The organism is Erythrobacter sp. HA7-11 (genome assembly GCF_055693605.1).
On record NZ_JBVFUF010000002.1, the window covers coordinates 1,544,072 to 1,568,309 of the forward strand.

Here is a 24,238-nt window from a genome sequence, read left to right on the forward strand (position 1 = left end):
CCCCCTGGCGCTTCCGATTAATTCGCAGCGATCAACGCTTCGAGCACTTGGTCAGGCGGGCGATGCCCATCCACCCAAAAGCGGATATTGGCGATCACTTTTTCACCCGAAGCCTCGCGCCCTTCGGCGGTCGCGCTGCCAATATGCGGCAACGTCATCACGTTCGGATGCTTGAGCAGTCGCTCATCGACATGCGGCTCGTCAGGATAGACATCGAGCCCGGCTCCCGCGAGATGGCCGCTATAAAGCGCCTCGATCAAAGCCTCTTGGTCGATCAACTCGCCGCGCGCGGTGTTGATAATGCTCGCACCCGGCTTCATCTGGCCGAACCGACGCGCATCCAGCATATTTCGCGTGGCATCGGTCAACGGGCTGTGTAGCGTGACGATATCCGCCTCGGCCAGCAAGTCGTCGAGCTGTTCTACAAAGCGCGCCCCAAACATCTTTTCGACCGCTTCGGGCAGGCGCTTGCGATTGTGATAGGCGATCTCAAGGCCGAAAGCCCTGGCGCGGTGCGCGACCGCTTGGCCGATGCGGCCCATGCCGACAATGCCGAGCACCTTTCCGCCCAGTTTGCGACCGAGCAGTCCAGACGGCGCCCATCCAGTCCACTCACCGCGTCTTACGAGGGCGGTGCCCTCGCGAATGCGGCGCGGGACGCCGATGATCCCGGCCATCGCGATATCAGCGGTGTCATCGGTGAAGACGCCCGGGGTATTGGTGACGATGATCTTTCGTTCGGCAGCAGCGGCCAGATCGATATGCTCTGTGCCAGCACCAAAATTGGCGATCAAGCCAAGGTGGTCGCTCGCCTGTGCAATCATCTCCGCATCAATCCGATCCGTGACGGTTGGCACAAGAACGTGCGCACTCTTCATTGCTGCGACCAATGCCTCTCGATCCATCGGCTTGTCGTCTTGATTGAGCGAGCAGTCGAACATCTCGCCCATGCGCGCTTCGACCGAAGGCATCAGCTGCCGGGTCACGACCACTTTCAGTTCGCTTGCGGTACGTACCGGTTCGATTGCTGCGTATCACTCGCCATAAACCCCGCGCTAGTGGCTTGTGGGCTGGGTGGTCAAGCATGCTTGAAGATATGCGCCCAGCCAAGCTATAGAATGACGCATCATGGCGCGGATTTTCTTCAGCTTTCTGATTGTTGCATTTGCATTTGTGGCGTCACCGTTTGGCGGGCCAGCGGGCGCGCAGGATCGTACCACGCCTTATTGGGCGTCGATCGATTCCGAGAAAGTGAACATGCGCGTCGGGCCGAGCCGCGATTACCCGATCGATTGGGTCTACAAGCGCAAGGGATTGCCGGTGAAAGTCATTCGCCTTCGCGAAGGTTGGCGCTTGATCGAGGATCCGAACGGGGACCAGGGCTGGGTCGTCTCCAGTCTGCTCAGCGCCAATCGCACAGCTCTGATCATCGGGGAGGGGCCAGTTGATTTGCGCGCCAGTGCCAGCGCATCGTCTGCCCTGCGCTGGAAGGCGCAGCCCGGCAATGTCGGCGCGCTCGGCAAGTGTGAAGCTGGCTGGTGCGAGATTGATATTGCAGGCAGAACCGGTTGGGTTTTGAGGGAACGCCTATGGGGTCCGGGCGAGCCGTAATTATTCGGAGAGCGGCACGATCACATATTGTTCGGTGCCATCGCTCAGCGTGGTTGTGAAAGAACCATCTTCGCCGGTCTGGCCATTGTCCCAGCATCTTTTTTCGCGCTCTTCACCATCCTCGCCGCGCGGATTAAAGCAGAACGACGCGCCGTCGGCCTCCCAAATCCCGCCGCCAACTCTGACATTTTCGCGATTGAGATCAACATAGCTGAAGTCGGGATCTAGCCGTGTCTTCGCCAATATCATTCCTTCGCTGGTGATGGCATAGAGGCCGGGCTTCATCTCAAAACCCGGCTCATCCACTGCCTCGCTCGAGGCAGCTGCGTCTGACGCATCAGGCGAGGGCGCACCTTCGCTATCGGCCGACTGGCTGCACGCTGCTAGAACCACAACCATCGGCAACAAAAGTGCGGCTTTGCGCATCACACGATTTCGACCGCTACTGCCGTCGCTTCGCCGCCGCCGATGCAAAGGCTGGCTACACCCTTGGTCTTGCCCTGCTTCTTAAGCGCATTGAGGAGCGTGACGATAATCCGCGTGCCGCTCGCACCAATCGGGTGACCGAGCGCCGTGCCTCCGCCATTCACGTTGATCTTTTCATGTGGGATGCCAAGGTCGCGCATCGCGAACATAGCGACGCAGGCAAACGCCTCGTTCACTTCCCACAATTCGACGTCGTCAGTCGTCCAGCCCGCGTTGGCGAGGACTTTCTCAATCGCACCGATTGGAGCGACGGTGAAATCCTTTGGCTCACGCGCATGGGCAGCCATAGCGACAATCTTCGCAACCGGGGTCGCGCCTTTTTCCTTCGCAACGCTTTCGCGGGTCAGAACGACGGCTGCTGCCCCATCCGAAATTGAACTGGATGTCGCAGCGGTAATCGTACCGTCTTTGGCAAAGGCAGGACGCAGTTGAGGGATCTTGTCAGGGCGACCTTTGCCCGGCGCTTCGTCATTCTCAACCACGACATCGCCCTTGCGGGTCTTGACCGTGACCGGCACGACTTCATCAGCAAACGCGCCGCTTTCAATTGCAGCATTGGCACGGCGCAGGCTCTCAATGGAATAATCGTCCATTTCCTCGCGGGTCATCTGGTAATCGTTCGCCGTATCCTGCGCGAAAGTTCCCATCGCGCGGCCTTCCTCATAGGCGTCTTCGAGCCCGTCCAAGAACATATGGTCATAGGTCGTATCGTGGCCCAGGCGCGCGCCAGAGCGGTGCTTTTTGAGCAAATAGGGCGCGTTGGTCATGCTCTCCATGCCGCCAGCGACCACCATGTCGATAGTGCCCGATGCAAGCGCCTCACTGCCCATGATCACGGTCTGCATGCCTGAGCCGCAGACTTTGTTCACGGTGGTCGCTTGCACTGTTTTGGGCAGACCAGCCTTGATCGCGGCCTGACGGGCAGGGGCTTGACCCAAGCCAGCTGGCAAAACGCAGCCCATGTAAGCGCGGTCGAAGTCTTCGCCGCTCACGCCCGAGCGCTCCACCGCCGCCTTCACCGCCGTCGCGCCCAAATCGGTCGCAGAGACATCCGCCAGCGCGCCCTGCATCCCGCCCATCGGCGTTCGTGCGTATGAAAGGATGACGATCGGATCGTTAGCGGAGAACTGGGCCATGGGTGGGGGCTCCTTGAGAGAGGTCTAGTGAGTGTCTGTGAGGCGATGTAATGTTGCGCTGCGGCATTGGCAATCGGAATGCGTATGCGAAGCTTCGCCGCTTGTCAGCAGGGCACTTTTTCGCGACAAGAGTGTTAAATCGAAACCAATTGCCTTCGGGAGAGACGCATGGCCGACAATCGCAAACCAGAGCTAGAAGCAATTCTTAAGCGGCAGAGGGAGGCTTTCACCGCGTCGCGTCCTGAAAGTATGAACATGCGCAAGGACCGTATCAAGCGAGCCATGGCGCTGCTCAAAGATCACGGCGAAAACCTTTGCAAGGCGATGAGCGCCGACTTCGGCAACCGCGCGATGGAGCAGTCGATGCTCACCGACATTGCCGGGACGGTTGGAGCTGGCAAGCACGCGCTCAAGAATATGGACAAGTGGGCAAAGCCGGAAAAACGTCCTGTTCAATTCCCTCTTGGCCTGCTGGGTGCAAAGGCCGAAGTTCGCTATGAACCCAAAGGCGTAATCGGCATCCTCAGCCCCTGGAATTTTCCGGTAAATCTCGCTTTCGCACCGCTGATGCAGGTGCTGGCGGCAGGCAATCGAGCGATGATCAAGCCGAGCGAATTCACCGAGCGCACGTCTATGCTGATGGCTGAATTGGTCGAAGAATACTTCACCGCAGATGAAGTCGCCGTAGTCACCGGCGGGCCAGAGGTCGCCGCTGCCTTTACCGAATTGAAGTTCGATCACCTCGTTTTTACTGGCTCCACCGCTACGGGCCGCAGAGTAATGGAAGCCGCAGCGAAAAATCTTGTTCCGGTGACACTCGAACTTGGCGGAAAATCCCCTGTTATCATGGGGAAGAGCGCCGACTTTGCCAAAGCGGGTGAGCGCATTGCACTTGGTAAAATGATGAATGCCGGTCAGATTTGCCTGTCGCCAGACTACATGTTTGTCCCTCAAGACAAGGAAGACGAGGCTGTTCAGGGCGTTTCAGACGGCGTCGCAAACCTCTACCCGACCCTGCTCGAGAATGACGATTACGCCTCAATTGTCTCGGACCGCCATTTTGAGCGACTTCAAGGAATGGTCGCTGATGCGCGAGAGAAGGGCGCAGAGGTGATAGAGGTCAATCCCGGCAATGAAGACTTTGCCAACGCCAACCAGCGCAAAATGCCGCTGACGATCCTCAAAAACGTGAACGAGGATATGGAGGCGATGCAGGAAGAGATCTTTGGCCCCGTCCTGCCGGTAAAGACTTACAAGACGGTCGATCACGCGATCGATTATGTGAACGAACATGATCGCCCGCTGGGGCTCTACTACTTTGGCGAAAACAAGGACGAGCAGGAGCGCGTGCTGACACGAACCATCTCGGGCGGAGTGACGACCAACGATGTGATCTTCCACGTCTCAATGGAAGACCTGCCATTTGGCGGGGTCGGGCCATCCGGCATGGGCAGCTATCACGCGATCGAAGGCTTCAAAGAGTTTAGCCACGCCCGCGCGGTCTACCACCAGCCAAAGATCGATATTGCCAAGCTTGGCGGGTTCAAGCCGCCCTATGGAAAGGCGACTGAAAAGGCCGCAGCACAAATGATGAAATAGCGCCAAGACAAGAGTGAAGGGGACCGGTCCGCAAGCGCCTCCCTCACTCTCTTCGATTTTCTGCAACATTTATACGCAGATTTGCCCGATTCGCGCCCTTGCGTGGGGGCGGCGACCCGCCTAGACGCGCGGTGGGATTAATCACCAATTGGATCGTATCGTGGTCGACCTTAGCCAGTATCTGCCGATACTGATTTTCATCGCCATAGCCTTTGGCTTGTCATGCCTTTTTGTGTTTCTGCCAATGGGCGTTTCTCGCTTGACTGGCGCGCACAACCCGGACGCGGAAAAACTCAGCGAGTATGAGTGCGGCTTTCCCGCATTTGAGGACGCGCGCAGCCAATTCGATGTGCGGTTCTATCTGGTCGCGATCAGCTTCATCATCTTCGATCTCGAAGCAGCGTTTTTGTTTCCTTGGGCCGTGAGCCTTGGAGAAACCGGCTGGGTTGGCTGGATCGGAATGATGACCTTTCTCGGCATTCTCGCCATCGGCCTTACTTATGAATGGAAGAAGGGAGCTCTGGACTGGGAATGAGCACGCCTTCGAACAACACGATTATCACTCCGCCGACTGCGCCGATCAGCGCGACCGAAGCGGCTGCGCAAATGCCGACCGCAAAGGGTGGCGAAGTGCGTCAGCCCGACGCGGACTATTTCAACGCGCTTCAGACTGAGGTGAATGACAAGGGCTTCCTCGTCACATCGACCGAAGACCTGTTCCAGTGGGCCCGCACCGGGTCGCTGTGGTGGATGACCTTTGGCCTAGCCTGCTGCGCGGTCGAGATGATCCACGTAAACATGCCGCGTTATGACATGGAGCGGTTTGGGATCGCTCCGCGCGCGTCCCCGCGTCAATCGGACGTTATGATTGTTGCTGGAACCCTGTGCAACAAAATGGCTCCGGCTCTGCGCAAGGTCTATGACCAGATGTCCGACCCGAAATACGTCATTTCGATGGGCAGCTGCGCCAATGGCGGCGGGTATTACCATTATTCCTACAGCGTTGTGCGCGGATGCGACCGGATTGTACCGGTCGATATCTACGTGCCCGGGTGCCCGCCAACAGCAGAAGCGCTGCTTTATGGCGTGATGCAATTGCAGCGGAAGATCCGCCGCGTTGGGACGATCGAGCGATGAGCATGCTTCGCACCCTGATTGCACTTTTATTCGCAGGTTTTGCGCTGCCCGCTATGGCTCAGCCCGCCGTGTGGACCAGTGTAGAAACGACGCATGGTACGGCCTCATTGGACGTGCCATGTGCGAAGGAAAATGTTCAGGTTAGAGAGCGGGAAGGTCTCGAGGCTATCCGTTGCGAAGTCTCCGGTGTGATCACATTTCTTTTCGTATTGAACAATGACATGCTCGCCATGTTCGGTTTTCCAGGCTCATCAATCGCAGATATCAGGCAGAATATTGAGCAAGACCCCGACACCGAATATTCGCTCAGTACATCCGTAAGCGGGTATCCGGCGTTCTACAGCGAAGGCCAAGCATCGGACGGTAAGGTTGCTGTTGGCGTCGTCGAATTGAGCGAAGACCGCTCAGTGATGCTCAATGTCCAAACGGACGGCAGCGATATCGCTGAGGCGGCCATATCGGACATCTTTGTTCGTTCGTGGGGTTCTTTGCAGGTGACCACGCCATGACAGTACTCCATTCCGCCCCGAAAATCTCCTCGAACGAAGGCGTGAGGGATGCGCTGGTAAAAGCGCTCGGCAAGCATGTCGTGTCGTCTGAGGAACAGCACGGCGAGATTATCGTCACCGTCGCTCGCGACGGCATTAATGATGTGCTTAAGACGCTGCGTGACGACCATGCTTACCAGCAGATGATGGAAATCGCAGGCGTAGATTACCCGGAGCGCGCCGAGCGCTTCGAGGTCGTCTACATGCTGCTGTCGCTCACGAAGAATCATCGGATCATGGTCAAATGCTCGACCGATGAAGCAACGCCCGTGCCGAGCATTACCGATCTGTGGCCCAATGCGGGTTGGCTCGAGCGTGAAGTCTTCGATCTTTACGGCGTGAAGTTTGCGGGCAACCCTGATCTGCGCCGCATCCTCACCGACTATGGCTTTGAAGGGCACCCGTTCCGCAAAGACTTCCCGATGACCGGCTATACCGAGCTTCGCTATTCCGAAGACGAAAAGCGCGTCGTCTATGAGCCGGTGAAGCTCGCGCAAGATATGCGCACTTTCGACTTTCTCTCTCCATGGGAAGGCACTGATTACGTGCTGCCCGGTGATGAAAAAGCGGATGGCGCGCCAGATGTTGAGAAGCCCAAGGTGACTGAAACTCCGAAGGATACCGGCGCGGGCAAGAAGGCCGAGGAAAAGGCCGCCACAGACACACCCGCCGATCCTCCGAAAATGGATGAACCAGATGGCGACGAAGAGGGAGGCGAGAAATGAGTATGCAAATCGAAGAATCGCCGACCACTGAAGGCGATGTAATCACCAATTACACGATCAATTTCGGACCGCAGCACCCTGCGGCTCACGGCGTGTTGCGCATGATTATGGAGCTGGATGGCGAAGTGATCGAACGGGTCGATCCGCATGTTGGGCTACTCCACCGCGGCACGGAAAAGCTGATCGAGCAGAAGACCTATCTTCAGGCGCTGCCATATTTTGACCGCTTGGATTACTGCTCGCCGCTTTGCCAAGAGCATTCTTATGTTTTGGCGATTGAGAAATTGCTCAATCTCGAAGTGCCTGAACGCGCGCAATATTTGCGTGTGTTGTTCGCTGAGCTAACCCGCATCTGCAACCACATGCTCAATATAGGCGCGCATGTGATGGATGTCGGCGCGATGACGCCCAACCTGTGGGTGTTCGAAATCCGCGAAGACTGTCTGACCTTCTTTGAACGGGCTTCTGGCGCGCGGATGCACTCTGCCTGGTATCGTCCCGGCGGCGTGCATCAGGATGTGCCGGAAAAGCTATTGGTCGATATCGGCAATTGGATCGACAACCGGCTGCCGCAATTGTTCGGCGATGCGATGAGCCTCGTGATGGACAACCGCATCTTCAAACAGCGCAACGTCGATATCGCCGTGGTCAGCCGCGATGATGCGATTGCGTGGGGCTTTAGCGGCCCGATGATCCGCGCAGCGGGCATTCCGTGGGATCTACGCAAGTCGCAGCCTTACGATGTCTATGACCGGATGGAGTTTGACATTCCGGTCGGCACGAATTCGGACTGCTATGATCGCTTCATGGTGCGTGTGAAGGAAGTTTACGAAAGCGCCAAGATCATCAAACAATGCCTGCGCGACATGCCCCAAGGGCCGATTGCGAGCACCGATGGCAAAGTCTCACCGCCCAAACGCGGAGAGATGAAGCAGTCAATGGAAAGCCTAATCCACCACTTCAAGCTCTACACAGAGGGTTTTCATGTGCCCGAAGGCGAGGTTTACGTCGCAACCGAAAGCCCAAAGGGTGAGTTCGGCGTTTATCTCGTCAGCGACGGCACGAATAAACCGTATCGCTGCAAGATCCGCCCGACCGCATTTTCGCACCTGCAAGCGATGGATATGATGAGCAAGGGCCACATGCTGCCCGATGCGACTGCTATTCTAGGCGCGATCGACGTGGTCTTTGGGGAGTGTGACCGGTGAAATTTCTAAGCATGTTTGTGTCGTTCTTGAGCGGCCTGTGCATCGCGCTCGGCGCAGCATACATCGCTGTCGGTATCTGGGGCGTGTCGTCACCGGAATCGCTGGCTGAATTGCTCGGTGGAGGCTGGGTTTCCAACGATTATCTCGTGTGGGGACTTGTGCTGCCCATTCTTGGCTATCTCGGCCTGATGCGCGCGCGCACCGACGTGGAGGCTCGCTCCGACGATGGCTGATCGTACACCCGCACCCGATACGCCGGAGCTGCGCGAGCGCTGGGGCTCGTTCGAATGGACGGATGAGAACCGCAAAAAAGCGGATTATCACATCGCCAAGTATCCGGAAGGGCGACAGAAATCCGCTGTGATGCCATTGCTCGACCTTGCTCAGCGTCAAGTTGGCGAAGAGACCGATACGCAGGGCTGGCTGCCGCTGCCCGTGATCGAATATGTTGCGAAATACATCGACGTTCCGGTCATCCGCGTGCTCGAAGTCGCGACATTCTATTTCATGTACAACATGAAGCCGGTCGGGAAGTATCACGTTCAAGTGTGCGGTACGACACCGTGCATGCTGCGCGGCTCAGATGACATCATCTCCGCCTGCAAGAAACGCGGTATGGAGTTCGGCAAGGTATCGGAAGATGGCCTGTGGACGCTCACCGAAGTCGAATGCATGGGCAATTGCGCGACCGCGCCGATGGTGCAGATCAACGACGACAATTACGAAGATTTGACGCCAGAGCGGTTGGATAGCGTGCTGGATGCGCTGGCCAAGGGCGAAACACCCAAGGCTGGAACGCAAGAGCCGGGCAGGCACACGTCAGAACCCAAGAACGGCGCCACGACGCTTAAGGAAATGGTTGACGCCAATCACGATTACCGGAGTGAGTGGTGATGAACGGAGGTGTCATTGCCTTGATGCTTGCGGGCCTGATCGGCTTTGGCGCTGGGGCGTATCTCAGCGCCACTGGTGAAAAAACCGCGGGCATTGTCCTGATGGCAGCGGGCCTGATTTTTCAGGTTCTGACTTTGCGACAGCTTAAGCTGAATAGGATGAGGGAGGGAATAAACGATGAGTAAGTTCAAGCTCCTCATCCTCATCCTCGGGGTGATAATCACGCTGTATGGCGCTTACGCGATGGTCGCCGAGGGCAACAAATCAGCCTTCATATTCATCTTCGGCGGGATCGTCATCGCGTCGATAGGCGCGGGATGGATTGGTAAAACTCACAGTGAGGAAAACGACGATGCTGGCTGATAAGGACCGCATCTTTACCAACGTCTATGGCTTCCAGGATTGGGGGCTGAAGGCAGCGCAGGCGCGCGGCGATTGGGACAATACCAAGGCGCTGATCGAGCGCGGCCAGGACAACATCATCGAAGAGATGAAAGAATCCGGCCTGCGCGGGCGGGGCGGGGCAGGCTTTCCCACCGGCCTTAAATGGTCGTTCATGCCAAAAGAGAGCAAGGATGGCCGCCCGAGCTTTCTGGTCATCAATGCCGATGAATCCGAGCCCGGTTCGTGCAAGGACCGCGAAATCATCCGCCACGATCCGCACAAGCTGATCGAAGGCGCGTTGGTCGCCGGTTTCGCCATGCGCGCACGCGCAGCTTATATCTACATTCGCGGCGAATATATCCGCGAGGCGGAAACGCTGCAGAAAGCAATCGACGAAGCCTATGACGCCGGTCTGATCGGCAAGAACGCTAGCGGCTCAGGCTATGACTTCGATGTGTTCATGCACCGCGGTGCGGGCGCCTATATCTGCGGTGAAGAAACCGCGATGATCGAAAGCCTCGAGGGCAAGAAAGGTCAGCCGCGCCTTAAGCCGCCATTCCCAGCGGGTGCGGGGCTCTATGGATGTCCTACCACGGTGAACAATGTCGAGAGCATCGCGGTTGTACCGACAATCCTGCGGCGCGGCGCGAGCTGGTTCAACAGCTTTGGCCGCGAGAACAATCACGGGACCAAGCTGTTCCAGATCAGCGGTCATGTCGAACAGCCTTGTGTGGTTGAGGAAGCGATGAGCATTCCTTTCCGCGAGCTGATCGAGAAGCATTGCGGCGGAATTACGGGCGGTTGGGACAACCTTCTTGCAGTAATTCCGGGCGGCTCTTCGGTGCCATTGGTGCCTGCCGAGCAGATCATGGACGCGCCGATGGACTTCGACGGGCTAAAAGAGCTTGGCTCTGGTCTCGGCACAGCGGCGGTGATCGTCATGGACAAGTCGACCGACATCGTCCGCGCGATCTCGCGTATCAGCTATTTCTACAAGCACGAAAGCTGCGGCCAGTGCACCCCTTGCCGTGAAGGCACAGGCTGGATGTGGCGCGTGATGGAGCGCCTGCGCACCGGCGATGCCGCAATCGAAGAGATCGACATGCTGCACGAAGTGACCAAGCAGGTCGAAGGGCACACCATCTGCGCATTGGGCGACGCTGCGGCATGGCCAATCCAGGGCTTGATCCGTCACTTCCGCCCTGAGCTGGAAAAGCGCATCCACGAGCACAACGCCCAATTCGCGGAGGCTGCGGAGTAAGTCATGCCTAAAGTCACCGTAGACGGCGAAGAACTCGAAGTTCCGGAGGGCGCGACTGTCCTTCAGGCGGCGGAGCTTGCGGGTAAGGAAATTCCGCGTTTCTGCTATCACGAACGGCTGAGCATTGCGGGCAATTGCCGCATGTGTCTGGTCGAAGTGAAGCCTGGGCCGCCGAAGCCTCAGGCCAGCTGCGCACTGCCAGCAACCGAAGGCCAAGAAATCCGCACCGACACACCGATGGTCAAGAAGGCGCGCGAAGGGGTGATGGAGTTTCTGCTCATAAACCACCCGCTCGATTGCCCGATTTGCGACCAGGGTGGCGAATGCGACCTGCAGGACCAGGCCGTTGCATACGGTCGCGGCGGTTCGCGCTATGAACGCGAAAACAAGCGCGCGGTGACCGAGAAATATATGGGCCCGCTGATCAAGACGATCATGACCCGCTGCATTCACTGCACCCGCTGCGTGCGTTTCTCTGAAGAGATCGCAGGCGTGGACGAGATCGGCGCGCTCTATCGCGGCGAGGACATGCAAATCACCACCTATCTGGAGCAGGCAGCGGCGCATGAACTCAGCGCCAATGTGATCGACCTCTGCCCGGTCGGCGCTCTGACGTCACGCCCTTACGCCTTCGAAGCGCGTCCGTGGGAATTGAAGCGCACGCTTAGCATCGACGTATCCGACGCGATTGGCGCCAACATCTCGTTGCATTCGAAGGGCCGCGAAGTCATGCGGGCGCTGCCTCGCATCAATGATGACGTCAACGAGGAATGGCTGTCGGATAAAGGCCGCTATCAGGTCGATGGCCTGACGCGTCGCCGTCTGGACAAGGTATTCATGCGAAAGCGCGGCAAATTGACCGAAGCGAGCTGGGACGAGGCGTTCAAGGCCATCGCTAAGCAACTCAAAGCCGCGAAAGACAGCATTGCAGCGGTCGCGGGCGATATGCTCGACTGCGAGACTATGTATGCAGCCAAGGCGCTGCTCAAGGCCTGCGAATCGGGCCTCACCGAAGCGCGTCAGACCGGCATGACCTATGATGTGTCGAACATTGCCGCGGTGAACTTCAACTCGACCCTCGCCGGGATTGAGACTGCCGACGCTATCCTGATTGTCGGAAGCCATATCCGCTGGGAAGCAGCCTTGCTCAACGCGCGCCTCCGCAAAGCGGTGAAGGGCGGTGCGAAGGTCTATGTCATCGGTCCTGAGTGGGAGACGACCTATCCCGCGACGTTCCTTGGCAGCGATCTGTCGGTTCTCTCGAATCTGCCGAGCGAATTGGTCGACACGTTTAAGAGCGCTGAGCGTCCAGCATTGATCATGGGCGCTGCTGCACTTGCAAAGGGTGCGCTTGCTGCGGGCCTTGCGCAGGTCGAGCCGCTTGGCCTCGTAAGGGACGAGTGGAATGGCTTCAACGTTTTGCACATCTCGGCGGCACGCATGGGCTCGCTGATGCTCGATTTCACCGTCCCCGGTGGCATGGCGGACATTGCGAAGGCGGCGCCGAAAGTGGTGCTGTCTCTCGGTGCGGACGAAATGGACTACGAACCGTTCGCCGACAGCCTCAAGGTCTATATCGGCCACCACGGTGACAAGGGCGCCCATGCGGCGGATATCATCCTGCCCGCAGCCTCCTATGCCGAGAAGGACGGGACCTACGTCAACACTGAAGGCCGCGTGCAATTCGCGGAAAAAGCGGTGTTCGCACCCGGTGACGCGCGCGAGGATTGGACGATCCTGCGGGCGCTCGCTGACGCGCTGAAAGTGGATGTTGGCTTTGACAGCTTCGCGCAGCTTCAAGCAGCGATGATCGCTGAAGTTCCTGCGCTCGGCGAGGAAGGTTTGGCCGATTACGGCGCGCTTCCGAAGGCGGACGCGAACGCCAAGGCATCAGGCGTGATCGAGAGCTATCCGATTGCGGACTTCTACCTCACCAATCCTATCGCGCGGGCCAGTGCGGTGATGCAGCAATGCTCGGCTGAGCTGCTCCACGCGGATGAGATCAAGGAGGCAGCGGAGTGACTGCTCTTATTCTCATTGGCGGTGTAGTCGCGGCGATCCTTCTCGTCGCTACACTCGTGCTCGTTTCTGCACGGCTGACCGATCGCAAAAGCTCGGAAGAGCTAGCGAGTCGCATGCCCGACGGTTCGGCATCCAATTTTGACGGCCACAGCATGGTGGATACGAGCTGCGGCGGAGGTGGTGACTGATGACCGCATTCTTCGAATCCCTCGGCATGAGCTACGAATTTGCGTGGTTCACCGCCACCATCGTCGGCATTCTCGCCATTTCGCTGATCGTGATGTTCTCGGTCGCGATGGTGATCTATGTCGACCGCAAGGTGCTGGGCGCGATTATGCTGCGGCGCGGACCAAACGTGGTTGGTCCTTTTGGCCTACTTCAGTCGTTCGCAGACGGCCTCAAGGTGTTTCTGCAAGAGACCATCATTCCCTCAGCGGCAAACAAGGGCATTTTCCTTCTTGCGCCGATTATCACATTCACCGTGGCGCTCGCCGCATGGGCAGTGATCCCCTTCGATGCGGGCGTGGTGCTGGCGGATATCAATGTCGGCCTGCTCTACATTCTCGCGATCAGCTCGCTGGGCGTCTACGGCGTCGTGATGAGCGGGTGGGCGTCAAACTCGAAATATCCGTTCTTCTCCGCCATGCGCGCCGCTGCGCAGATGATCTCGTACGAGGTCTCGATCGGCTTCGTGCTGGTTTGCGTCGTGCTTTATGCAGGCACTTTCAACATGACCGGCATTGTCGAGGCGCAGCGCGGGCACGGCCTCGGCGTGATCAACGGCTTCTTCGTCAATCCGCTGCTGTTCCCGATGTTCGTGGTGTTCTTCATCTCCGCCCTGGCAGAGACCGCGCGCGCGCCGTTCGACCTGACCGAAGCAGAATCCGAGCTCGTCGCCGGCTATCAGACCGAGTATTCGAGCATGAGCTTCGCGCTGTTCTGGCTCGGGGAATATGCCAACATCCTGCTGATGTGCTCGCTGTGCACGCTGCTGTTCATGGGCGGTTGGCTGCCTCCGGTTGACTGGGAGCCGCTTTACGCCGTGCCAGGCATCATCTGGTTCCTGCTGAAGACCTTCATGTTCTTCTTCATGTTCAGCTGGATCTGGGCGACCGTGCCGCGTTACCGCTATGACCAGCTGATGCGTCTGGGTTGGAAAGTATTCCTGCCGATGAGCTTGCTGTTTGTCGCCCTTATCTCAGGCTATCTGATGGCCACGGGACACTTTGTAAAATGACCTCCGCAACCCAACTTCTCAAATCGTTCACCCTGTGGGAATTCCTCAAGGCGCACGCGCTGACCTTGAAGTACTTCTTCAAGCCCAAGGTGACGATCAACTATCCGTTTGAAAAGTCGCCGCTGAGCCCGCGTTTCCGCGGTGAGCATGCCTTGCGCCGCTATCCCAATGGCGAAGAGCGCTGCATTGCGTGCAAATTGTGCGAAGCCGTCTGCCCCGCGCAGGCGATCACGATCGAGAGTGAGCCGCGCGAAGACGGCAGCCGCCGCACCACGCGCTATGACATCGACATGACCAAATGCATCTATTGCGGCTTCTGTCAGGAAGCCTGCCCGGTCGATGCGGTGGTCGAGGGTCCAAACTTTGAATACGCCACCGAAACGCGCGAGGAATTGCTTTATGACAAGGCGAAATTGCTCGCAAATGGTGACAAATGGGAACGGGCCATCGCAGCCAATCTTGAAGCGGACGCACCCTATCGTTAAGGGCGCATCGCCACGGATAAGTGGGGACGGAACACGGGGATCATGATTCAAACTCTCGCCTTCTACCTGTTTGCAGGGCTGGTCATTGCTAGCGCCGTGATGGTTATCATGGCGCGCAACCCCGTGCACAGCGTTCTGTGGCTCATCCTCGCCTTCTTCAACGCGGCGGGCTTGATGGTGCTGGTCGGCGCTGAGTTCATCGCCGTGCTGCTCGTCATTGTGTATGTAGGCGCGGTCGCGGTGCTGTTCTTGTTCGTGGTGATGATGCTCGACATCGACTTTGCTGCGATGCGAGCGGGCTTCATCCGAAACTTCCCGCTTGGATTGGCGGTAGCCGCAATCCTGCTCGCAGAGCTGACGCTGGGCGTCGGAGCCTATCAGGCTGGCGGGCTCCAGCTCGGCACGCCTGACGGCGCCAATCAGGCCGCAATGGGTGCGAGCAATATCGAGGCCATCGGCGCGCTGCTCTACGGTCCTTACATAATCCTGTTCGAAATCGCCGGCATCATCCTGTTGGTCGCTATGATCGGCGCAATTGTGCTTACGCATCGCGAGCCAAAACCCGGGGCGCGGGGACGTCAGGACATCGGCAAGCAAATCAGCCGCCGCCCGGAAGAGGCTACGGTGATGAAGAACCCGGACATCGGGCAGGGGGTCGAGCTGTGACCGATTTAGCCGGAATTGGTATCGAACATTTCCTTGTCGTGGGCGCGATTCTGTTCGTGCTTGGCGTGCTGGGCATTTTCATCAATCGCAAAAATGTGATTGTCATCCTGATGTCGGTCGAGCTGATCCTGCTTGCGGTGAACATCAACCTGGTCGCGTTCAGCGCGTTCATGCAGGATTTGACGGGGCAAATCTTCGCCATGCTGGTGCTGACTGTGGCAGCAGCCGAGGCGGCAATCGGCCTTGCGATCCTCGTCATCTACTTCCGCAATCGCGGCACCATCGCGGTTGATGATGTCAATCGGATGAAGGGATAATCCAGACCGTGCATCCGATACTTTTCATCGTATTCCTGCCCTTGCTTGCAGCGATTGTCGCCGGGCTGGGCAATCGCGCTATTGGTAATGTCGCGGCCAAGTCGATCACGACCGGCGCCTTGTTCATCTCTGCAATCCTGAGCTGGCCGATCTTTATTGCCTTCCTCAACGGCAGCGCCACGGCGGAAGTCGTGCCGGTGCTGAAGTGGGTGCAATCGGGCTCAATGACCTTCGACTGGGAACTGCGCGTCGATGCTCTGACGGCGGTGATGCTCGTCGTCATCAACTCGGTTTCCGCGCTCGTGCACCTCTATTCGTGGGGATATATGGAGGAAGACCCGGATCAGCCGCGTTTCTTCGCCTATCTCTCGCTGTTCACCTTCGCGATGTTGATGCTGGTGACCGCCGACAACCTCGTTCAGATGTTCTTCGGTTGGGAAGGCGTGGGGCTCGCCTCATACCTGCTGATCGGGTTCTGGTTCAAAAAGCCGAGCGCTGGTGCTGCCGCGATTAAAGCCTTTGTCGTGAACCGCGTGGGCGATCTGGGCTTTATGCTCGGTATCTTCGGCACGTTCCTCGTCTTCCAGACGACTTCGATCCCTGACATCCTCGAGGCTGCACCCGGCATGTCCGGCAGCACCATCGGCTTCCTCGGCATGCGCCTCTACACGATGGATATTCTGTGCATCCTGCTATTCATCGGCGCGATGGGCAAGTCAGCGCAATTGTTGCTGCACACATGGCTGCCTGACGCGATGGAAGGCCCGACGCCCGTATCCGCGCTGATCCACGCCGCGACAATGGTGACGGCGGGCGTGTTTATGCTGTGCCGCCTGTCGCCGATGTTTGAAACCGCGCCGACCGCGCTTGCAATTGTGACAGTTATCGGCGCTGCGACTTGCTTCTTCGCCGCAACCATCGGCACGACGCAGTGGGATATCAAGCGCGTGATCGCCTATTCGACTTGCTCGCAGCTTGGCTACATGTTCTTTGCCGCAGGCGTGGGCGCTTATGGCGTAGCGATGTTCCACTTGTTCACGCACGCTTTCTTCAAGGCGCTGCTGTTCCTTGGCGCAGGCTCGGTGATCCATGCGATGCACCACGAGCAAGACATGCGCTATTACGGGGACCTTCGTAAGCGCATCCCGATCACGTTCTGGGCAATGATGGCGGGTACGCTCGCAATCACCGGCGTTGGTGTCCTCGGGGTATTTGGCTTTGCAGGCTTCTATTCGAAAGACGCGATCCTCGAGGCGGCGTGGGCGCGCGGAACGGGCATTTCGCAGGCAGCATTCTGGGCTGGCGCTGTCGCCGCACTGCTCACCAGCTTCTATAGCTGGCGCCTGATGTTCCTGACCTTCTGGGGCAAGCCTCGCTGGATCGAAAGCGAGCATATCCAGCATACCGTCCACAAGACCCCTGCCGAAGCAGGTGAGGACACAACCGGCGGATATCACCCGCATGAAAGTCCGTGGTCGATGCTCATCCCGTTGGTGCTGCTCACTGTCGGCGCGGTTCTGGCCGGGTATGTCTTTAAATATCCGTTCGTTGATGGATCATCGGAGGCTGTCGACGGCGCATTCTGGGCTGGCTCGATCTACTTCAACGAAAATCTCGTGCACGCACTCCATGCTGTGCCGCTGTGGGTGAAGCTCGCCGCAACGGTCGTGATGGTGCTTGGCTTCGCGGGCGCATATCTTGCCTACATCGCGAAGCCGGACATCCCTGCCAAGTTCGTCGCGACTTTCCCTTGGCTGCACAAGTTCGTCTTCAACAAGTGGTATTTCGACGAACTCTATGACCGGATCTTCGTGAAGCCTGCCTTCTGGCTTGGTCGGCAGTTCTGGAAACTGGGCGATATCGGCACAATCGACCGCTTTGGCCCCAATGGCATCGCCGCCGTGGTTCAGCGCAGTTCTGTGGCGGCCAAGTCGATCCAGTCGGGCTATCTCTACACTTACGCTTTGATCATGTTGCTGGGGCTGGTGGCCGCGGTGACCTGGGTCTTGTTTTAAGGGGGCATTGAGAAATGGACGGTTTCCCAATCCTCTCGATCATGCTGCTCGTGCCGCTTCTTGGGGGCATCGCGTGTTTCTTCGTGAACGACAATGGCGCGCGCTGGCTCGCTTTGATCGGTACGCTGGCGACCTTCGCTCTCGGCGTGCTGCTTTGGGTGAATTACGAGATCGGTGGGCCGCAATGGCAGTTCACTGAAAGCGCTGAGCTGTTTGCTGGCTTCAAATACGCGCTCGGCATCGACGGCATCGCGCTGATGCTAATCATGCTCAGCGTTTTCCTGATGCCAATCTGCGTGCTCGCCAGCTGGAACTCGATCACCAAGCGCGTGGGCGAGTACATGGCCGCCTTCCTGTTTATGGAAGTGCTGATGATCGGCGTGTTCGCCGCGCAGGACCTGTTCCTGTTCTACATTTTCTTCGAAGCTGGCCTGATCCCGATGTATCTAATCATCGGCGTATGGGGCGGCGATAACCGCATCTACGCGAGCTACAAGTTCTTCCTCTACACGCTACTCGGCTCGGTTCTGATGCTGATCGCGATGTTCTGGATGGTCGCGCAAGCGGGCACGGCGGACATCCCGACGCTGATGCAATATGACTTCCCGGTCGGCGCGCAATTCTGGCTTTTCCTTGCCTTCTTCGCGAGCTTCGCGGTGAAAATGCCGATGTGGCCGGTCCACACCTGGTTGCCCGATGCGCACGTGCAGGCGCCGACTGCGGGTTCTGTGATACTTGCGGGCGTGCTGCTGAAGCTCGGCGGTTACGGCTTTATACGCTTCAGCCTGCCGATGTTCCCGGAAGCAAGTGCGCAGCTCGCATGGCTGGTCTTTGCGCTGTCGATGATCGCAGTGATTTACACCTCCCTCGTCGCGCTGGTTCAGCACGATATGAAGAAGCTCATCGCATACTCATCGGTCGCGCACATGGCGCTGGTGACGGCGGGTCTGTTTGCCTTCAATGTGCAGGGCCTCGAAGGCGCGATGATGATCATGCTGGGCCACGGCCTTGTATCAGGTGCCTTGTTCTTGTGCGTCGGCGTTATCTACGACCGGCTGCACACGCGCGAGATTGACCGCTATGGCGGGCTCAGCATCAACATGCCGTATTACGCGACGTTCTTCCTGCTGTTCACGATGGCCAGCATTGGTCTGCCCGGCACAAGCAACTTTATCGGCGAGTTCCTGGCGCTAGCGGGTATTTATCAGGCTTCCACCTGGGTCGCGCTGATCTGCACCACCGGCATCATTCTGGGCGCAGGATACATGCTGTATCTCTACCGCCGCGTAGCCTTCGGTGCTCAAAAGAACGAAGACGCAGCCGCAATGCCAGACATGGACGCTCGCGAATGGAGCATGATGGCGGCTCTCGCTGCGGCAGTGCTTTGGATGGGTGTTTACCCCGAGAGCTTTCTTGCACCGATGCGCGCAGATATTGCCGCGCTCGACGCCCGGCTCGCAGCAGCGGCTCCCGAAGGTGACAGCCAATTGGCTGCCGGACCAGCACGGGCGCAGGCAGCCAATGCAATCGACTTTGAGGCGCACGATGAAGAGGGCGCGCACTAATGGATTACGCTTCCTCCTTTGCGCTGATCGCGCCTGAATTGCTGCTCACTGCAGCTGGCCTTGTGCTACTTCTCGTCGCTGCCTTTGGCGGGGACAAGATGGCGCGGCCTATCGCGATCCTCTCTGCGGCGACCTTGTTTGGGGCGGGCATCATGCTCGTTCCCGGTTTGCACAGCGGGGTCATGGGCCTCGACACCTATGCATTCGGCACGCTGATCCGCGCTGATGCCTTTGCGCTCTTCGCCAAGGCGATGATCTATCTTGCTGCAATCGGCTGTTTGATGATCGCTCCAGCATTCTTCGCTACCGCTGAGAACGGGACCGAGCGCGGGATGCGCGCGGAATATTCGATCCTGGTGCTGTTCGCTGTGCTCGGTATGAGCATCATGGTCTCGGCCAGCGATTTCATGACGCTCTATCTCGGGCTCGAACTCAACAGTCTAGCGGCCTACGTGCTCGCATCGGTAATGCGCAATGATGGCAAATCATCCGAGGCAGGCCTCAAATACTTTGTCCTCGGCGCGCTCGCATCCGGCATCCTGCTTTACGGCATGAGCCTGCTCTATGGCTTTACCGGCAGCACCGAGTTTGGCGCTGTGCGCGCTGGACTCTCAGGTGAACTCGCGACCGGAGCGCTGTTCGGGCTCGTCTTCGTGCTCGCAGGCCTTGCGTTCAAGATTGCGGCAGTGCCGTTTCACATGTGGACGCCAGACGTTTACGAGGGCGCGCCGACGCCCGTCACCGCCTTCTTTGCGACCGCTCCAAAGGTGGCAGCTGTCGCGCTCACCGCGCGGGTTACGCTCGAGGTGTTCGGAGAGCAATCGGATGCATGGCAGCAGATCGTCATGTTCATCGCGTTGGCCTCGATAGTCTTCGGTGCGCTCGGAGCCATCGGCCAGGAAAACCTCAAGCGTCTTCTGGCCTATTCTTCGATCAACAATGTCGGCTTCATCTTGCTGGGCTTGGCCGTCGCGAACAGCGCTGGTGCGAGCGCGATGATGGTCTACCTCTTCATCTACGTTGCCATGTCGCTCGGCAGCTTTGTCGCGCTCCTGATGCTCCGCGGTGAAGACGGAACTCTTTATGAGACGTTCGATGACATCAAGGGTCTCTCGACAACACAGCCGCTGATCGCCTGGGCGCTTTTGCTGCTGATGTTCAGCCTTGCCGGCATCCCGCCGCTGCTCGGCTTCTACGGCAAGTTCGTGATCTTCCAGGCAACCGTCGAAGCCGGCCTGATCGCCTTCGGCGCAATCGCAATCGCCGCAAGCGTTATTGGCGCGTTCTATTACATAAAGTTTGTGAAAGTGATGTTCTTCGACGAGCCGGTGGACCGCGTGACAGGCAAAAGCGGCACTGCGCATTGGGCTTTGCTGTTCATTACGGCGCTGATCATTTCGCCGCTCGGTTACCTGCTGACGCCCTCGATCACCGACCTGGCAGGCAAAGCCGCTGACGCGCTGTTCCTGATCTCTTGATCAACGTCGAAACCGTCGCAGAGACTGGATCGACCAACGCCGACTTGCTCGCGCGTCTGGGTGCGGGCGAGACTATCGCTGACGGATATTGGCTCCGCGCCGAACGTCAAAGAGGCGGGCGAGGGCGACTAGGGCGCAAATGGGAAAGCCCGATCGGCAATCTCTTTTGCAGCACTGTGGTAAATCTGCGTCCCGACGATGACCAACCACACACGCTCTCGTTTGTGACTGCACTCGCCGTGCACGATGCGTTGACAACACATTTGCCAACCAGCGCAGAGCTTTTTCTCAAATGGCCCAATGATACCTTGATCGGTGGAGCCAAAATTGCGGGCATCCTGCTCGAACGCGCTGGCAATTCGGTGGTTGTCGGCATTGGCGCAAATGTGGCTCAGGCACCGGAAGTACCCGGTCGAAAGACCACCAGTATCGCCGCCGAGCGCGATGATGGCACAGTCGACGCGCAAACGGTCTTGGACAGTCTCGCTGCAGCCTTCCAAACCAGGCTCACCCGGTGGCGAAGCGAAGGCATTACCGCAACCCTCGATGCATGGACGCAGCGAGCCCATCCACTCGGGAGCAAATTGTCCCTCTCCCCGGGCGATGAAGAGCCAATCACCGGCGAGTTTGCAGGCCTCGATACCAGTGGTGCTCTGCTGCTGCGCTTGGCGAACGGGGCCATGCGCACTATTCACGCAGGCGACGTGTCGATGATAAGCGAAGGATAACGATAATGCTGCTAGCCGCCGATGTCGGGAACACCAATGTCGTTTTCGCGCTGTTCGATGGGCGCGAGGTGCGCGCGCGTTGGCGGATAGCGACCGACCCGCGCCGAACGGGCGATGAATATGCGGTCTGGCTGCTGCAATTGCTCGAAATCGAAGGCGTAAAGCGCGACGATGTGACGCAAATCATATTTGCCAGCGTCGTTCCGCGCGCCGACCATAACCTGACGGTCCTCGCGCAGAAATATTTTGGCAAGACGCCGCTTTTTGCGGGCAAAGGCGAAGCCGCCTGGCGCTTTGAAATCGACGTTGATCAGCCCAGCTCTCTAGGCGCTGACCGTGCCCTCAACATCGTTGCGGCGCACGACAAATACGGTGGCGACCTGATCGTCATCGACTTTGGTACGGCCACGAAATTCGAAGCCATCGACTTCAACGGAGCCTATAAAGGCGGCTCAATCGCCCCCGGTATCAACCTCTCGCTCGATGCATTGGTTGGCAAAACCGCTAAGCTGCCGCGCATCGCCATCCGCGCTCCGGACAGCACCAGCGTGATCGGTACCGAAACACCGAAGATCAGATGTTGATTGGCGTGTTCTGGGGTTATGTCGCGATGATGGAGGGGATCGTTGAACGGATGAAAGCTGAAATTGGTCGCCCGGCAAAGGTTGTAGCCACCGGCGGGCTCGCCATATTGTTCGATGACGCGACCGACATTTTTGACCACGTCGACGCCGATCTCACAATCCAAGGTCTCGCCATTCTGGCGGAGCAAGCTGCGAGCTAGACACCACTTTTGAAGAAGAATTTCACACCAGAAAATGAATTGCTTTTCCTGGCCCTGGGCGGGTCGGGCGAAATCGGCATGAACGTCAACCTCTATGGCTGCAAAGGCAAGTGGCTGATGGCTGATTTGGGCATGACCTTTTCGGGCAACGAATATCCCGGTCTCGACCTCGTTTTTGCCGATCTCGAATTCATTGAAGAGCGCCGCAAGGACCTACTTGGCATCGTTTTGACGCACGGGCACGAAGATCACATCGGTGCAGTTCCATACTTCGCAGAAGAACTGGGCGTGCCGCTCTATGCGACGCCGTTCACAGCCGATCTGGTTGCGCGCAAATTGGAAGAGGCAGGTCTGACCGGGCAGGTCGAACTCAACATCATCGAGGAAGATCACGGTCACATTTCGCTCGGCCCGTTCGATGTAACCTATATCCCGCTCGCGCACTCGATTGCTGAGGGCAACGCACTGCTGATCGACACACCTTATGGACGGATTTTCCACACGGGCGACTGGAAGCTCGACGAAGAACCGATCATCGGCGAGCCGACCACCGAAGAAGAGCTGCGTGCAATGGGCGATGAGGGCATCCACACGCTCGTCTGCGATTCGACCAATGTCTTCAACCCCAACCCGTCGGGCAGCGAAGGGGCGGTCTATCGAGGGCTGATGGACGAAGTTGCCAAGCACATTGGTAAGCGCGTGATGGTCACGACCTTTGCTTCAAACGTGGCGCGCTTGCAGACTTTGGGCGATGTCGCACGCGAGACAGGCAGACAACTATGCGTGGCAGGTCGTTCGCTCGACCGGATTATCGAAGTCGCACAGGACAATGGCTATCTCGAAGACTTTCCCGAGACTGTCGATTGGGACACCGCGATGGGACTGCCACGCGGCGAAATACTGATCCTTGCAACAGGCGGGCAGGGGGAGCCTCGCGCGGCCCTCTCTCGCGTTGCAGAGGACAATCACCCCATCTCGCTGACGAGCGGCGACGTTGTGTTGTTCTCTAGCCGCCAGATTCCCGGTAATGAAATCGCTATCGGCAAGGTGCAGAACCAACTCGCGCGGCGCGGTATCGTGATGGTGACCGACCGCCAGAGCGAAATCCACGTCTCGGGGCATCCGGGGCGGCCAGAGCTCGAAGCGCTCTACGGATGGTTGCGGCCCGAAGTGCTCGTGCCCGTACATGGCGAGATGCGCCATATGCTCGAACAGGCGAGGGTAGGACGCGCCAGCGGTATTCAGCACAACATTGTGCAGGCCAATGGCGACATTGTCCGCCTTGCGCCGGGAGAGCCCGGAAAGCTCGCCGAGGTGCGCAGCGGACGGTTGGTGCTCGACGGCGACATCATCGCACCGGCAGATGGCGATGCGATGGTCATGCGGCGCAGAATTGCCCGCGAAGGCGTGATCTTCGTAGTCCTTGCGCCTAATGGCGAAGCGCAAATCGACCCGGTCGGCATACCGCTTGATGAGGACATGGATGATTTCATTGCCGAGGCGAAGTCAGATATCGCCGCCGCGATACGCAAGGTGAAGAGCCGGAACCCTACCGATATGTCAGAGGCGGCGCGTCTTGCGACACGCCGCGCCGCAAGGCGCTGGTCAGGCAAAAGCCCGCAAGTGCGCGTCATTCTGCCCGGCTTGAAGCGCGATGAGGCCAACTGATGCAATGGACATCGATTCTCGCGATTTACGCGCTGTTCTGGGTGATGAGCGCCTTTGTGATGCTCCCGTTCGGAGTGCGGACGTCAAGCGAAGCCGGCGAAAGCCTGGTTCCGGGGCAAGCCGAAAGCGCGCCCGCAAGTTTCCGCCCCGGAAAGCTCGCCATCCGCGCAACAATCATCTCGATTGTGCTCACTAGCCTGTTCGTCTTGAACTACGAACTCGGCTGGATCGGGCCGGATGACCTCAATTTCTTCCCTGAGCCGCCCGCCAGTACGCAGCGTTAA

26 protein-coding genes and 1 pseudogene are annotated in these 24,238 nt (G+C 58.4%); 24 read left to right on the forward strand and 3 right to left on the reverse strand.

What is annotated here, in order from left to right; genetic code table 11:
- Positions 1–17 precede the first annotated feature (17 nt).
- Positions 18–971, reverse strand: a complete 954-nt coding sequence (locus ACZ1GU_RS07970; RefSeq protein WP_472648734.1) for a 2-hydroxyacid dehydrogenase — start codon at positions 969–971, stop codon at positions 18–20.
- 157 nt (positions 972–1,128) lie between these two features.
- On the opposite strand from ACZ1GU_RS07970, the gene ACZ1GU_RS07975 reads away from it, so the two are divergent.
- Positions 1,129–1,611 carry an SH3 domain-containing protein gene (locus ACZ1GU_RS07975; RefSeq protein ID WP_472647489.1) on the forward strand — a complete coding sequence of 161 codons (483 nt, stop codon included), beginning with the start codon at positions 1,129–1,131 and terminating at the stop codon, positions 1,609–1,611.
- Here the strand turns inward: ACZ1GU_RS07975 and ACZ1GU_RS07980 are convergent, their stop codons facing one another.
- Both ACZ1GU_RS07980 and ACZ1GU_RS07985 read right to left on the reverse strand, forming a co-directional pair.
- The gene (locus ACZ1GU_RS07980; protein ID WP_472647490.1) at positions 1,612–2,037 is read right to left on the reverse strand and encodes a hypothetical protein; all 426 of its coding nucleotides are present in this window, start codon (positions 2,035–2,037) and stop codon (positions 1,612–1,614) included.
- A complete protein-coding gene (locus ACZ1GU_RS07985) occupies positions 2,037–3,233 on the reverse strand; it encodes a thiolase family protein (RefSeq protein ID WP_472647491.1) in 1,197 nt (398 codons plus the stop codon). The genes ACZ1GU_RS07980 and ACZ1GU_RS07985 overlap by 1 nt, the downstream gene beginning before the upstream one ends.
- A 168-nt stretch (positions 3,234–3,401) precedes the next feature.
- On the opposite strand from ACZ1GU_RS07985, the gene ACZ1GU_RS07990 reads away from it, so the two are divergent.
- The 23 genes and pseudogenes from ACZ1GU_RS07990 (at position 3,402) to ACZ1GU_RS08100 (ending at position 24,238) form a co-directional block, all read left to right on the forward strand.
- Positions 3,402–4,832, forward strand: coding sequence for a coniferyl aldehyde dehydrogenase (locus tag ACZ1GU_RS07990; protein ID WP_472647492.1), 1,431 nt, complete (start codon positions 3,402–3,404; stop codon positions 4,830–4,832).
- A gap of 160 nt (positions 4,833–4,992) precedes the next feature.
- Positions 4,993–5,367, forward strand: a complete 375-nt coding sequence (locus ACZ1GU_RS07995) for an NADH-quinone oxidoreductase subunit A (protein WP_472640909.1) — start codon at positions 4,993–4,995, stop codon at positions 5,365–5,367.
- Between the two features lie 71 nt (positions 5,368–5,438).
- Positions 5,439–5,969 (forward strand): NuoB/complex I 20 kDa subunit family protein, encoded by a 531-nt coding sequence (locus tag ACZ1GU_RS08000; RefSeq protein ID WP_472648735.1) that lies wholly within the window; start codon positions 5,439–5,441, stop codon positions 5,967–5,969.
- On the forward strand, positions 5,966–6,478 hold the full coding sequence (locus ACZ1GU_RS08005) for a hypothetical protein (protein ID WP_472647493.1): 513 nt from the start codon (positions 5,966–5,968) through the stop codon (positions 6,476–6,478). The genes ACZ1GU_RS08000 and ACZ1GU_RS08005 overlap by 4 nt, the downstream gene beginning before the upstream one ends.
- A complete protein-coding gene (locus ACZ1GU_RS08010; RefSeq protein WP_472647494.1) occupies positions 6,475–7,242 on the forward strand; it encodes an NADH-quinone oxidoreductase subunit C in 768 nt (255 codons plus the stop codon). The genes ACZ1GU_RS08005 and ACZ1GU_RS08010 overlap by 4 nt, the downstream gene beginning before the upstream one ends.
- On the forward strand, positions 7,239–8,450 hold the full coding sequence (locus ACZ1GU_RS08015) for an NADH-quinone oxidoreductase subunit D (protein ID WP_472647495.1): 1,212 nt from the start codon (positions 7,239–7,241) through the stop codon (positions 8,448–8,450). The genes ACZ1GU_RS08010 and ACZ1GU_RS08015 overlap by 4 nt, the downstream gene beginning before the upstream one ends.
- A complete protein-coding gene (locus tag ACZ1GU_RS08020) occupies positions 8,447–8,683 on the forward strand; it encodes a hypothetical protein (protein ID WP_472647496.1) in 237 nt (78 codons plus the stop codon). Before ACZ1GU_RS08015 ends, ACZ1GU_RS08020 begins: the two co-directional genes overlap by 4 nt.
- Entirely contained in the window at positions 8,676–9,344 is a 669-nt protein-coding gene (locus ACZ1GU_RS08025; protein WP_472647497.1) for a complex I 24 kDa subunit family protein, read from the forward strand. Before ACZ1GU_RS08020 ends, ACZ1GU_RS08025 begins: the two co-directional genes overlap by 8 nt.
- A 177-nt stretch (positions 9,345–9,521) precedes the next feature.
- Positions 9,522–9,707 (forward strand): hypothetical protein, encoded by a 186-nt coding sequence (locus ACZ1GU_RS08030; RefSeq protein WP_472647498.1) that lies wholly within the window; start codon positions 9,522–9,524, stop codon positions 9,705–9,707.
- Entirely contained in the window at positions 9,697–10,989 is a 1,293-nt protein-coding gene (nuoF, locus tag ACZ1GU_RS08035) for an NADH-quinone oxidoreductase subunit NuoF (protein ID WP_472647499.1), read from the forward strand. Before ACZ1GU_RS08030 ends, nuoF begins: the two co-directional genes overlap by 11 nt.
- 3 nt (positions 10,990–10,992) lie before the next feature.
- Complete coding sequence (gene nuoG / locus ACZ1GU_RS08040) at positions 10,993–13,011, forward strand: NADH-quinone oxidoreductase subunit NuoG (protein WP_472647500.1); 2,019 nt, start codon at positions 10,993–10,995, stop codon at positions 13,009–13,011.
- Positions 13,008–13,199 (forward strand): hypothetical protein, encoded by a 192-nt coding sequence (locus tag ACZ1GU_RS08045; protein ID WP_472647501.1) that lies wholly within the window; start codon positions 13,008–13,010, stop codon positions 13,197–13,199. Before nuoG ends, ACZ1GU_RS08045 begins: the two co-directional genes overlap by 4 nt.
- Complete coding sequence (gene nuoH / locus ACZ1GU_RS08050) at positions 13,199–14,248, forward strand: NADH-quinone oxidoreductase subunit NuoH (RefSeq protein ID WP_472647502.1); 1,050 nt, start codon at positions 13,199–13,201, stop codon at positions 14,246–14,248. The genes ACZ1GU_RS08045 and nuoH overlap by 1 nt, the downstream gene beginning before the upstream one ends.
- Positions 14,245–14,733: an NADH-quinone oxidoreductase subunit NuoI gene (gene nuoI / locus ACZ1GU_RS08055; protein ID WP_218405600.1), complete on the forward strand. Its 489-nt coding sequence runs from the start codon at positions 14,245–14,247 to the stop codon at positions 14,731–14,733. Before nuoH ends, nuoI begins: the two co-directional genes overlap by 4 nt.
- Before the next feature lie 42 nt (positions 14,734–14,775).
- Positions 14,776–15,399, forward strand: coding sequence for an NADH-quinone oxidoreductase subunit J (locus ACZ1GU_RS08060; RefSeq protein WP_472647503.1), 624 nt, complete (start codon positions 14,776–14,778; stop codon positions 15,397–15,399).
- A 14-nt stretch (positions 15,400–15,413) separates the two neighbouring features.
- Positions 15,414–15,716, forward strand: a complete 303-nt coding sequence (nuoK, locus tag ACZ1GU_RS08065) for an NADH-quinone oxidoreductase subunit NuoK (protein WP_472648736.1) — start codon at positions 15,414–15,416, stop codon at positions 15,714–15,716.
- A gap of 8 nt (positions 15,717–15,724) precedes the next feature.
- Positions 15,725–17,731, forward strand: a complete 2,007-nt coding sequence (nuoL, locus tag ACZ1GU_RS08070) for an NADH-quinone oxidoreductase subunit L (protein ID WP_472647504.1) — start codon at positions 15,725–15,727, stop codon at positions 17,729–17,731.
- Positions 17,732–17,745: 14 nt separating this feature from the next.
- Positions 17,746–19,296, forward strand: a complete 1,551-nt coding sequence (locus ACZ1GU_RS08075; protein ID WP_472647506.1) for an NADH-quinone oxidoreductase subunit M — start codon at positions 17,746–17,748, stop codon at positions 19,294–19,296.
- The gene (gene nuoN / locus ACZ1GU_RS08080; RefSeq protein WP_472647508.1) at positions 19,296–20,774 is read left to right on the forward strand and encodes an NADH-quinone oxidoreductase subunit NuoN; all 1,479 of its coding nucleotides are present in this window, start codon (positions 19,296–19,298) and stop codon (positions 20,772–20,774) included. Before ACZ1GU_RS08075 ends, nuoN begins: the two co-directional genes overlap by 1 nt.
- On the forward strand, positions 20,771–21,502 hold the full coding sequence (locus ACZ1GU_RS08085; RefSeq protein WP_472647509.1) for a biotin--[acetyl-CoA-carboxylase] ligase: 732 nt from the start codon (positions 20,771–20,773) through the stop codon (positions 21,500–21,502). Before nuoN ends, ACZ1GU_RS08085 begins: the two co-directional genes overlap by 4 nt.
- 5 nt (positions 21,503–21,507) lie before the next feature.
- A pseudogene (locus tag ACZ1GU_RS08090) lies at positions 21,508–22,286 on the forward strand (type III pantothenate kinase).
- Positions 22,287–22,295: 9 nt separating this feature from the next.
- Positions 22,296–23,954, forward strand: a complete 1,659-nt coding sequence (locus tag ACZ1GU_RS08095; protein WP_472647510.1) for a ribonuclease J — start codon at positions 22,296–22,298, stop codon at positions 23,952–23,954.
- The gene (locus tag ACZ1GU_RS08100) at positions 23,954–24,238 is read left to right on the forward strand and encodes a DUF1467 family protein (protein WP_472647511.1); all 285 of its coding nucleotides are present in this window, start codon (positions 23,954–23,956) and stop codon (positions 24,236–24,238) included. The genes ACZ1GU_RS08095 and ACZ1GU_RS08100 overlap by 1 nt, the downstream gene beginning before the upstream one ends.

Bases quoted from the DNA above. Each gene is read 5' to 3' on its own strand.
- ACZ1GU_RS07970 (WP_472648734.1), bottom strand. From the start codon at position 971: ATGCCTTCGGTCGAAGCGCGCATGGGCGAGATGTTCGACTGCTCGCTC.
- ACZ1GU_RS07975 (WP_472647489.1), top strand. From the start codon at position 1,129: ATGGCGCGGATTTTCTTCAGCTTTCTGATTGTTGCATTTGCATTTGTG.
- ACZ1GU_RS07980 (WP_472647490.1), bottom strand. From the start codon at position 2,037: ATGCGCAAAGCCGCACTTTTGTTGCCGATGGTTGTGGTTCTAGCAGCG.
- ACZ1GU_RS07985 (WP_472647491.1), bottom strand. From the start codon at position 3,233: ATGGCCCAGTTCTCCGCTAACGATCCGATCGTCATCCTTTCATACGCA.
- ACZ1GU_RS07990 (WP_472647492.1), top strand. From the start codon at position 3,402: ATGGCCGACAATCGCAAACCAGAGCTAGAAGCAATTCTTAAGCGGCAG.
- ACZ1GU_RS08000 (WP_472648735.1), top strand. From the start codon at position 5,439: ATGCCGACCGCAAAGGGTGGCGAAGTGCGTCAGCCCGACGCGGACTAT.
- ACZ1GU_RS08005 (WP_472647493.1), top strand. From the start codon at position 5,966: ATGAGCATGCTTCGCACCCTGATTGCACTTTTATTCGCAGGTTTTGCG.
- ACZ1GU_RS08010 (WP_472647494.1), top strand. From the start codon at position 6,475: ATGACAGTACTCCATTCCGCCCCGAAAATCTCCTCGAACGAAGGCGTG.
- ACZ1GU_RS08015 (WP_472647495.1), top strand. From the start codon at position 7,239: ATGAGTATGCAAATCGAAGAATCGCCGACCACTGAAGGCGATGTAATC.
- ACZ1GU_RS08025 (WP_472647497.1), top strand. From the start codon at position 8,676: ATGGCTGATCGTACACCCGCACCCGATACGCCGGAGCTGCGCGAGCGC.
- ACZ1GU_RS08030 (WP_472647498.1), top strand. From the start codon at position 9,522: ATGAGTAAGTTCAAGCTCCTCATCCTCATCCTCGGGGTGATAATCACG.
- nuoF (WP_472647499.1), top strand. From the start codon at position 9,697: ATGCTGGCTGATAAGGACCGCATCTTTACCAACGTCTATGGCTTCCAG.
- nuoG (WP_472647500.1), top strand. From the start codon at position 10,993: ATGCCTAAAGTCACCGTAGACGGCGAAGAACTCGAAGTTCCGGAGGGC.
- nuoH (WP_472647502.1), top strand. From the start codon at position 13,199: ATGACCGCATTCTTCGAATCCCTCGGCATGAGCTACGAATTTGCGTGG.
- nuoI (WP_218405600.1), top strand. From the start codon at position 14,245: ATGACCTCCGCAACCCAACTTCTCAAATCGTTCACCCTGTGGGAATTC.
- ACZ1GU_RS08060 (WP_472647503.1), top strand. From the start codon at position 14,776: ATGATTCAAACTCTCGCCTTCTACCTGTTTGCAGGGCTGGTCATTGCT.
- ACZ1GU_RS08075 (WP_472647506.1), top strand. From the start codon at position 17,746: ATGGACGGTTTCCCAATCCTCTCGATCATGCTGCTCGTGCCGCTTCTT.
- nuoN (WP_472647508.1), top strand. From the start codon at position 19,296: ATGGATTACGCTTCCTCCTTTGCGCTGATCGCGCCTGAATTGCTGCTC.
- ACZ1GU_RS08100 (WP_472647511.1), top strand. From the start codon at position 23,954: ATGCAATGGACATCGATTCTCGCGATTTACGCGCTGTTCTGGGTGATG.